Origin of the sequence: Brachybacterium sp. AOP42-C2-15, assembly GCF_052377065.1 — a bacterium.
In the GTDB taxonomy this organism is placed as follows: Bacteria; Actinomycetota; Actinomycetes; order Actinomycetales; family Dermabacteraceae; genus Brachybacterium.
In genome coordinates this window covers 48,646-58,569 of sequence record NZ_JBQSWK010000026.1, presented here as the reverse complement: position 1 = coordinate 58,569, position 9,924 = coordinate 48,646, and the positions used below count along the sequence as shown (strand labels likewise).

General features: G+C 68.7%; 8 protein-coding genes. 2 read left to right on the top strand and 6 right to left on the bottom strand.

The annotated features are described in order from the left end of the window. On the bottom strand, positions 1 to 1,157 hold a 1,157-nt coding region (locus tag ACT3SQ_RS13900; RefSeq protein ID WP_444601219.1), incomplete at its 3' end, for a sensor histidine kinase. Positions 1,158 to 1,636: 479 nt separating this feature from the next. Between ACT3SQ_RS13900 and ACT3SQ_RS13895 the strand changes: the two genes are divergently transcribed. Together ACT3SQ_RS13895 and ACT3SQ_RS13890 are read left to right on the top strand one after the other, a co-directional pair. Then, complete coding sequence (locus tag ACT3SQ_RS13895; RefSeq protein ID WP_441445849.1) at positions 1,637 to 1,870, top strand: hypothetical protein; 234 nt, start codon at positions 1,637 to 1,639, stop codon at positions 1,868 to 1,870. A 433-nt stretch (positions 1,871 to 2,303) separates the two neighbouring features. After that, positions 2,304 to 2,984, top strand: a complete 681-nt coding sequence (locus ACT3SQ_RS13890) for a response regulator (RefSeq protein WP_441445163.1) — start codon at positions 2,304 to 2,306, stop codon at positions 2,982 to 2,984. A gap of 48 nt (positions 2,985 to 3,032) precedes the next feature. Here ACT3SQ_RS13890 and ACT3SQ_RS13885 read toward each other — a convergent pair whose 3' ends face one another. The 5 genes from ACT3SQ_RS13885 to ACT3SQ_RS13865 all read right to left on the bottom strand — a co-directional run bounded on the left by ACT3SQ_RS13885 (position 3,033) and on the right by ACT3SQ_RS13865 (position 9,883). Next, positions 3,033 to 4,385, bottom strand: coding sequence for a glycoside hydrolase family 27 protein (locus ACT3SQ_RS13885; protein ID WP_441445164.1), 1,353 nt, complete (start codon positions 4,383 to 4,385; stop codon positions 3,033 to 3,035). Positions 4,386 to 4,389: 4 nt separating this feature from the next. Continuing rightward, a complete protein-coding gene (locus tag ACT3SQ_RS13880) occupies positions 4,390 to 5,691 on the bottom strand; it encodes a D-arabinono-1,4-lactone oxidase (RefSeq protein ID WP_444502332.1) in 1,302 nt (433 codons plus the stop codon). A gap of 142 nt (positions 5,692 to 5,833) precedes the next feature. Continuing rightward, positions 5,834 to 7,342, bottom strand: coding sequence for an L-arabinose isomerase (araA, locus tag ACT3SQ_RS13875; protein WP_441445166.1), 1,509 nt, complete (start codon positions 7,340 to 7,342; stop codon positions 5,834 to 5,836). Positions 7,343 to 7,387: 45 nt separating this feature from the next. Beyond that, positions 7,388 to 8,107, bottom strand: coding sequence for an L-ribulose-5-phosphate 4-epimerase (locus tag ACT3SQ_RS13870; RefSeq protein ID WP_441445167.1), 720 nt, complete (start codon positions 8,105 to 8,107; stop codon positions 7,388 to 7,390). A 132-nt stretch (positions 8,108 to 8,239) separates the two neighbouring features. Then, positions 8,240 to 9,883 carry a xylulokinase gene (locus tag ACT3SQ_RS13865; protein WP_444601218.1) on the bottom strand — a complete coding sequence of 548 codons (1,644 nt, stop codon included), beginning with the start codon at positions 9,881 to 9,883 and terminating at the stop codon, positions 8,240 to 8,242. Positions 9,884 to 9,924 lie beyond the last annotated feature (41 nt).

Genomic DNA, 9,924 nt, shown 5'->3' with positions numbered 1-9,924 from the left:
GTGAAACTCTCTCCGCTCTGCTGGGTCTCAAGTGTTCCCCCGAGCAACGATGCTCTTTCGCGAAGCCGCGCGAGACCGTAGCCGGATGTTCGCGGGAAATCTTCAGGGCTGGTGGTGCCCGATAGGGAATTGCTGATGCCAAGTCGAATCCCGTGGTCGTCCGCGCGCAGGTCGATGGAGACATGGGGCCTGGTCGGACCGTGTTTGATGATGTTCGTGACGGCTTCCCTGACGATGCGCACGGTCGCGTGCTCCACGGAGGATGATGCGTTGAGGGGTCCGCGCTGGACTATCTCCACGGTCGCGCCGAGGGCTGTCAGCTCGCGCTCCGCCTCCTTGAGTGCGTGGCCCACGGCGACGGTCTCAGGCATATGTTCGCCGCCGGCTTGCGAGTCGTTGGCCACGCGTAGAAGTCGCCGGATATCGGCGAGGGCTTGATCTGCACTGTTTCGGATGACCTCCTGGGAGGCGTCTCGACCCTCTTGATCACGGACGCGCTCGAGAACACGAACATGCATTGCTATCAGCGTGATATTTCGGGCGATGGTGTCATGGAGTTCGTCAGTGATTCGAAACCGCTCTGTGGTGACCGCAGCTTCCCTCGCACGCTCGAGACGGGCGAGGTCGGCCGCGAAATGCTGTTGGCGGCGATGCGCTGCGCTCAGTGCGATGCCGATTCCAGAGCATGTGATCAGTACGAGTCCGAGCGCGACCACGCCTCCGATGTCGGAGAAGCTGGAAGTTGCCACAGCAAATGCCGAGAGGCCGATCACCGCGGAAACGTAGATCGCGGTGAATCTGGACGGGGATGTGTACGCAACCAGCCCGCTGCCGATGGCCAAGTGCAGCAGCTCGTCGCCTGGGGGGCCCGTTGCCATGTGGGTGAGCGCACCCATCAGGAGGAGGATCGCCGCGGTCAAGGGCTGCCAACCGAATAGCGCGGTGGCGAAAAGCATGACGGCACTCGACAGGGCGTTCTGCCAAGTGTTCGGGGTACCGGTGACGTGCAACACCAGATCGACGCCACCGGTGATGGAGACGATCGTGACCAAGGCAATTCTTCCGCGACGCGAAAGATCCGTGAAGACCGGTTGCTCGATGGCGGCGGATGTGGGCCCGTGGGGATGCGTGCTGCCGCGGGCTCGGTCCGTCGTCATGTGCTCAGGATGCGCGAGTTGCGGGAGTCTGTCACTACTTGCAGATGCCGAGCAGGCGGCACAGTGATTTCATCACTTGTCCGGCCGGCGATGCTTGTGCGAGGTGGAACAGGATGTTGTTCATTGAAGCCTCTCGTGGTGGCGCGGTGATCCCTGATCGTCCCAGCTGATCGGTGTGGTCGGACGGGCACTTTTGGATCAACCCTTGCGACTTATGTATGGCCTCGCGTGTCGGTGATGCAGTTCCGGTGATCAGCCGCGGGAGGATCTACCCGCGGGCTTTCCTCGTTGAGGTGTCCGAGGGGTGGGTCGTCATGAGTGAAGGCGCTCCGCGGCTCCGCCCGCGGCCTCCGCAACCTCACCAACTACATCGCCCGCAGCCTCCTCTGATCAGGAGGCTTCAGACCCCTGCTGCACCCTCAAATGCGATGAGCCGGCAATGTACTATTGGGGAACTGTGACGTCGAGGAGGCGGAAGTATGGCAGATTCGAAACGCAAACACGGCAAGGTGTTCGCCTGGTTGGTGGCGATTGGCATCGTGGCGCTTGTCGGTCTTCCGACTGCGCTGCTCTTCGGCCTCGGCGACCTGATCTTCGACGGCCCCAAAGAAGGCGTGATCTCTTTCTTCGGTACGCTCGGCTTCATTGCGGTTCTGCTCGCTATCGGATTCGTATGGGAGCAGGTCAAGGAACGGCGAAATCGGGGCCGGTGAGACCTGGCGGTCACGCCAGCGCTGTCTACGCAAGAACGTGGCCCTCTGAGGGGCGAAAAGCTGACAAAGTCAGCGGCCCCCAGAGGGCCACGGTGCTGCCATACTTCCGGGGATATTCGCATTTGAGTGTGGTGCCCTGCTGAGTCAAGGTGCGTCGCCGGCGTGTTCGTCGGTGGCTGCGTAGCGGGATACAGGTCTAATAGTGGTCGTGGTTGCGGTAGCCCCGGGCCGGCCACCACCAACACTGACAGCCGGTTCAGACTCCTCGCTGACCGCCTCTCCAAGGATCACTGGCACTGGACGCCCGACCACCGCGACCGACACGCGGCGGACCGTCACACCCCAATGTCGGAATCAGCTCGCAACCATCGGTCACCACGCCGACCGGGCTGACCTGCAGACCCCACGAAAGATCGAGGCTAAGCTCGATGGGATGGAGCGAATTCAGGTGCTGCTTGTCGACGATGATCCCCTCGTCCGTCACGCCTTGAGGTTCTTCGTCGATGGGGCCGTGGATCTCTGTGTCGTCGGCGAGGCCGGCGACGGGGAGGCGGCGGTGTCGCTGGCGCGGGAGCTGGGGCCGGATGTCATATTGATGGACCTGCATATGCCGAGGATGGGGGGCGTCGAGGCGACTCGACAGGTTGTCGAGCTGTTTCCTGAGATGCATGTTCTTGCGGTGACCACGCTGAGCACCGAGAGGCACGTCGTCCCCGCGCTGCGTGCCGGGGCGTCGGGGTACCTCGTGAAGGACACGGAGCCGGATGAACTCGTAGCCGCCATCCGAGAGGTGCATTCTGGGCGCTCGATGATCTCCCCGGAGATCACGTTCGAACTGATCAGCACGATCCGTGGTGATGCCCTGCGCAATGATGGCCGCAGGATGGCGGAACAACTGACAGCGCGCGAAATCTCTATCGTACGGCTCATCGCGCGCGGGATGTCGAATGCGGAGATATCGGAGACCCTGCATCTGTCGGAGCCGACGATCAAATCGAATCTCACGCGATTGATGAGGAAGTGGCGGGTTCGGGATCGCGTCCAAGTTCTTATTTATGCGATCACGCATGATGTCATCGATGTCGATATGCTCGAGGTCGGAGACGGCGAATAGGTGTCGTGCGGGTGCGAGAGAACGTGGGGAATGGGCTGAAAGCTCTGTCTACTGCCTGTCACCACGGAGCAGCACCGCTCCATGACGCGGGATCACCACGTCGATCGCGCTGGACCCCGGGGCGACGCCGCGCGCCGCGTCGGACTGCACGGAGACCGCACGCACCGGCACGAGCTCCCCGCTCCACAGCTCGGTGACCTCGCCGACGAGCGCAGCGGGCAGGCCCACGTCCTGGCTGTCCAGCGACACCGCGAGCTCCTCCTCACCCACATTGAACGCGCCGACGTACTGCTCGCCCTCCAGCCCGTCGGCCGTCCACAGGATCAGCGCGCCCTCGCGGAACACCTCGCGATTGCCGGTGGAGCCGGCGTGCACGGCGAGCACGTCGGGGTTCTGCAGCAGTGCGATCGTCGCAGGGTCGGAGCTGGGCAGGTCTCCTCCCACCATGAGCGGGGAGCGGGCGATCACCCACAGCGTCATCAGAGTGCGGCGCTCGTCGGGGGTGAGCTGGTCGTCGCGGGGCTCGCCGCGCTCAGCGCGGATCCCGATGCGGCCCAGCGGCAGCATGTCCCCGTCGGCCCAGCCGTCTGGGCCCGAGTGCGGGGCCCAGCGCGCGAAGCGGGCGAAGTTCGCCTCGACGTCCTCCCACCGATCCCACAGGTCATCGCAGATCCGCCACATGGTGGCGTGCTCGCGCAGGTGCGGCAGGCGGGTCAGGGACAGATCCCGGCCAGGGGAGAGGCTCAGCTGCATCGGCCTTCCGCAGCACTCGATCGCACCCGCGAACGCCTCGATCTCCGCCGCCTGGTAGGGCCAGAGCATGTCGTCGACCTTGAGGAAGTCCACGCCCCAGCCCGCGTACAGCGCGAGCACCGAGTCGTAATACGCTCTCGCTCCGGGCACGGAGTGGTCGATGCCCACCATGTGCGGGTTCCACTCGCAGGAATTCGTGGGATCAGCGATGTCCCCTGCGCGCAGCTCGGAGCCGAGCACGGGGCTGTTCGCCGCGACCGCGCGCCGCGGGATCCCCCGCATCACGTGGATCCCGAGCTTCAGCCCGAGGGCGTGGATCTCCTCGGCGAGCGGTCCGAAGCCCGTGTCGCCCGCAGCGCTCGGGAAGCGCACCGGGTCCGGCAGCAGCCGGCCGTGCTCGTCCATCGTGAGCGGTGCGCCCTGGTTGTAGCCGTGGGAGCGGGCCGACGGGTCGGACCAGTCGATGTCGATCACCACGGTGTCCCAGCCCAGCGGAGCCAGATGCTCGGCGAGGAAGCGGGCATTGGCCAGCACTTCTGCTTCGGTGACGGTGGTGCCGTAGCTGTCCCAGGAGTTCCAGCCCATCGGTGGGCGGCTCTGCCGGGGGCCAGGGGCAGTGGCGATGGCAGGGGAGGGGGCGGGGGTCATCTGGTCACTCTCCGAGCAGGCGGTCGACGTAGGCATTGGTGAAGACGCGATCAGGATCCAGGCGCTCGCGCAGGGCGAGGAAGTCCTCCAGCCGCGGGTACTGCGCGCGCACCTGCTCCGGGGCGGTGGTGAAGACCTTCCCCCAGTGAGGGCGCGGCGCGAACGGGGCCAGGCGCTCCTCGATCTCCGGCAGCAGCGACGCGACCTGCTCGGGCAGCTGCTTCCAGGTGAAGTGCACGCAGGCGCTGTCGCGCCGGTACGCGGGGGAGAGCCACAGCTCCTCCGCGGCGACGGTGCGGATCTCGGAGGCGTGCAGCAGCGGCCGGATCCGCTCGCCGAGCTCGCTCACCGCCGCGACCGCTGCGGCCAGGTCCTCGCGGGCCACGAAGTACTCCGACTGGATCTCCTCACCGCTGCTCGGGGTGAACTCGAGCCGGAAATGCGGCAGCCGCTCATGGGAGGGGCCGGGCTCCCCGCTCTGGTCGGTGCAGAAATCAGCGGGCATCCCCGCCAGCGGATGCACCGGCCGACGAGCCCGCCGACCGCCCAGCCACTGCTCCGGCAGCTCCTCGTCCACCCCCACCACCTGCTTCACCCAGGCCTGGTCGATCCGCCGGTCCCAGTGGTGGAAGAGGCTCACGCTGGTCCCGGCCGCGAGCATCGTCAGCAGGTCCTCGCCGGTCACGCGGCCTGCAGGGAAGTCCAGATGGACGGTCTGCCGCATCGAGGCGGCGGGTACCAGGTCCAGGGTCAGGTGGGTGACGATGCCGAGCGCGCCGAGTGCCAGCACCGCCCCGTCGAAGAGCTCGGGATCCTCGGCGCGGGACAGGGCGAGCAGGTCTCCACCGTCCGTGACCAGCTCGATCGCCCGCACCGAGGAGGCCAGCGAACGGCTGGCGTCCCCCGAGCCGTGGGTGCCCGTCGCACTCGCCCCGCCCACCGAGATGTGGGGGAGGGAGCCCATGTTCGCGAGCGCCAGGCCGTGCTCGGCCGCCGCCACGGCCAGCTCCCCGTAGCGCACCCCGGCGGCGACCCGCACGGTGCGCGCTGCGCGGTCGACCTCGAGGTCGGCGGGCAGGTGCGCGAGGGTGACGAGGTCCGCGTCGCTTGCGGCGATCTCGGAGAACGAGTGCCGGGTGCCGAGCGCCCGGATCCGCCGGCTGCGGCCCACCAGGGTGCGCAGCTCCGCGACGGAGGCCGGGGCGTGCAGCGGCCCGGGCCCGTAGTCCACGGTCCCGGACCAGCTGCGACCGGGGCGGGTGTGCGCGGAATCGGGGGCGTGCGCGGAAGGGGTCCCAGCGGGCATCATTGCTCCAGCTCTTCGAGGGTGGTCACGTCATCCTGCCGAAATGTGCCGGCCAGCGGGGCAAAGTAGGGCGATAGATCGCGCTATCGCCCCACTTTGTCCCGCTGGCCGGGCTTCTCCCGCGGGCGGGACGAGGTGGGGCTCAGAAGCCCTGGCCGAGGCGGTAGAACACCTGGTTGGTGCGCAGCTCCTGGGCGAAGGAGCGCACCGTGGTGTTCTCGTCGATGACCGCGAGCTCGAGATCGCCGATGGTCGCGAGGTCCTCCCAGACCTCGAGGCCCACGGCGGTGGTCATCACCGTGTGGTGGGCGGCGCCGGCGGTCAGCCAGCACTCGGCAGACGTCGCGAAGTCGGGGGCGGGCTCCCAGACGGCGCAGGCCACGGGCAGCTTCGGCAGCTCCTGCGCGGGCTCGACCACCTTCACCACGTTGGCGACCAGGCGGAACCGCTCGCGCATGTCGCTCAGCGCCACCACCACGGCGGGGCCGGCGTCGGCCGTGAACTTCAGGCGCACCGGGTCCTCGCGGTTGCCGATGCCCAGCGGGTGGATCTCGAGCGACGGCTTCGCGGTGGTCAGCGAGGGGGAGACCTCGAGCATGTGGGCGCCGAGGATCTGCTCGCGGCCGGGGGTGAGCTCGTAGGTGTAGTCCTCCATCAGGGAAGCGCCGCCGGGCAGGCCGTGGCCCATCACCGCGGCGACCCGCACCAGGATCGCGGTCTTCCAGTCGCCCTCGGCGCCGAAGCCGTAGCCGTCGGCCATCAGGCGCTGCACCGCGAGGCCCGGCAGCTGGCGCAACCCGCCGAGGTCCTCGAAGTTCGTGGTGAAAGCGCCGAAGCCGCCCTCGTCGAGGAAGGTGCGCAGGCCGATCTCCTGGCGGGCGCCGTAGCGCAGCGACTCGTGGCGCTCCCCGCCCTGCTTCAGCTCGGGGACGACCTCGTACAGCTCCTCGTACTCGGCGACCAGGGCGTCGATCGCGCTGTCCTCGACCGCATCGACCACGGCGACCAGGTCGTTCACGCCCCAGGTGTTCACGGAGACGCCGAGCCGCAGCTCGGCCTCGGTCTTGTCGCCCTCGGTGACGGCGACGTTGCGCATGTTGTCGCCGAAGCGGGCGAGCTTCAGCGAATGCATCTCGGCCCAGCCGGTCGCGGCGCGGGCCCAGCGGCCCACCTTCTCCTGCACGCCCTCGTCGCTCGCATGGCCCACGACGGTCTTGCGGTTCACGCCGAGTCGGGTGGCGATGTATCCGAACTCGCGGTCGCCGTGGGCGGCCTGGTTCAGGTTCATGAAGTCCATATCGATGCTCGCCCACGGCAGCTCGACGTTCGCCTGCGTGTGCAGGTGCAGCAGCGGGGTGCGCAGGGCGTCGAGGCCCTGGATCCACATCTTCGCCGGGGAGAAGGTGTGCATCCACGCGATCACGCCCACGCAGGCCGGATCGGCGTTCGCGGCCAGGGCCATCTCGCGGATCGCGTCACGATCGGTGAGCACCGGCTTCCAGACGATCTTCACCGGGATCGAGGAGCCGGCGTCGAGGGTCTCGGCGATCACGCGGGACTGCTCGGCGACCTGGTCGAGGGTCTCGGGGCCGTACAGGCCCTGGCTGCCGGTCAGGAACCAGATCTCGCGGGCTTCAAAGGGGTTCTGCATGGTGGTGTCCTCGTCGTTCAGGGGAATAGGGGGGCGGAGCCGGCGTCAGCGCTGGCCGTAGACGTTCTGGTAGCGGTCGTAGAGCGAGTCGATCAGGCGCGGCTCGATGGGCAGCGGCTCGCCGAGCTGGCGCGAGATGTGCACCGTGCGGGCGACCTCCTCGACCATCACGGCGGCCTTCACCGCGGCGCGGGCGTCCTTGCCGATCGTGAACGGGCCGTGGTTCTGCATCAGCACGGCGGGGCTGCGGTGGCCGGAGAGCGTCTCGACGATGCCGCGGCCGATCGAGTCGTCGCCGATCACGGCGAAGGGGCCGACGGGCACCGGGCCGCCGAACTCGTCGCCCATCATCGTCAGAACGCAGGGGATCTCCTCGCCGCGGGCGGCCCAGGCGGTGGCGTAGGTCGAATGGGTGTGCACCACCCCGCCCACCTCGGGCATATGCGAGTACACGTAGGCGTGGGCGGCGGTGTCCGAGGAAGGGGTCAGCGTGTCCGGTGTGCCGTCGTCGATCTTCACGCCGTCCAGGGTGCACACCACCATCGTCTCCGCGGTGAGCTCGTCATAGGAGACGCCGGAGGGCTTGATGACCATCAGCCCCGGGACCTCGGGCGCGGTGGCGGGGACCCGTTCGGAGACGTTCCCGGCCGTCCACACCACCAGCCCGTTGCGGGGCAGCTCGGCGTGGAGGGCGGCGACCCGCTCGCGGGTGGCGGCCACCGCCTCCTGGGTATCGACGGGGAGGGTGGCGAGGGCGAGAGTCATCAGGGCTCCTGGGAGGTCGTGGGGAAGAGTGAAGAGGCGAGCCCAGCCGGGTCAGCGAGGCCAGCCGGGTCAGCTGGGTCAGCCGGGTCAGCGAGGCCAGCCGGGTCAGCTGGGTCAGCTGGGTCAGCCGGGTCAGCTGAGCAGGTCGCCGGCGAGCCGTTCGACCGGGAGCCCGGTGCGATAGCTGGCCAGCCACTGGGCGTGCCCGGCCATCCCGGCCTCGTCGGGCTCGAGGGTGCTGAGCTGCTGGGAGGCGAAGATCTCGGTGCCCAGGAAGTCGCCGAGGGAGGCCTGCCCCTGCTCCTGCCCCTGGTCGCGGGCGCGAGCGGTGAAGGCGGCGAGCAGGGCCATGCCCCAGGCGCCGCCCTCGGCCGCGGAGTCGCCGACGGCGACCGGGGTGGCGAGCGCGTCGGCCAGCACCTGCTGGGCGACGCCTGCGGTGGCGAAGATGCCACCGTGGGCGTACATCACGTCCAGCTGCACGCCTTCGTCCTTCAGCAGGGCCTCCATGCCCACGGCGAGCGCCCCGAAGGCGCCGTAGAGCTGGGAGCGCATGAAGTTCTCGAGGGTGAAGCGGGCTTCCTGCTCGCGCACCAGCAGGGGGCGGCCGGAGGGGACGCCGGTCTGGTGCTCGCCGGAGACGTAGTTGTAGCTCAGCACTCCGCCGGCGTCGGCGTCGCCCTGGGCTCCCGCGCCGAACAGTGCGCCGTACAGCTCCTCGGGGCCGACGGGGTGGCCCAGCAGCTCGGCGAAACGGCTGAACAGGCCCAGCCAGGCGTCGAGGTCGGTGGTGCAGTTGTTGGTGTGGATCATCGCGACCGGATCCCCGGCCGGGGTGGTGACCATGTCGATCTCCTCGCGCGGGCCGGAGAGCTGCCCCTCGAGGACCACCATGGCGAAGGCGCTGGTGCCGGCGGAGACGTTGCCGGTGCGCGGGGCGATGGCGTGGGTGGCGACCATGCCGGTGCCGGCGTCCCCCTCGGGAGGCGCGGCGACCGCGCCGGACTGCAGCGCGCCGGTGGGATCCAGCAGCGCCGCCCCCTCGGTGGTCAGGGAGCCGGCATCCTGCCCGGCGGTCAGCACCTCGGGGAGCACCTCGGGCAGGGCCCAGGGCAGCTCCGCGACTCCGTCCAGGGCGGAGAACCGCTCCAGGAGTGCGGGGTCGAAGGCGTCGCCGGCGGCGGAGATCGGGAACATGCCGCTGGCATCGCCGACGCCGAGCACGGACCGCCCCGTGAGCTCGCGGTGCACGTATCCGGCCAGCGTGGTGAGCTGCGCCAGCTGCTGCACGTGCTCCTCGCCGCCGCGGATCGCATGCAGCAGATGCGCGACGCTCCAGCGCAGCGGGATGTTCACACCGAGGGCCTCGCTGAGCTCGCCGGCGGCCTCGGTGGTGAAGGTGTTGCGCCAGGTGCGGAAGGGGGTGAGCAGTTCGCCGTCGGCGTCGAGGGGGAGATAGCCGTGCATCATCGCGGAGATGCCGAAGCTCGCCAGCTGCGTGAGCTCCACCCCGTGCTGCTCACGCACCTCGCGCACCAGATCCGCGTAGCAGTCCTGGATACCGGCCCAGACGCTGTCCAGGGAGTAGGTCCAGCTCTCGTCCACGAGCTGGTTCTCCCAGGCGTGGGAACCGGTGGCGAGCACCGTGCCGGCATCGTCGATCAGAGCGGCTTTGATGCGGGTCGAGCCCAGCTCGAGGCCCAGGTGGGCGCGGCCGGCCCCGATCAGGGAGGCGGGGTCGGAATGCTCTGAGGGGGTCACGGCGGCGTGCGTCATACGCCTATCCCACCAGGGAAATCACGCGATGTCAACGTTCA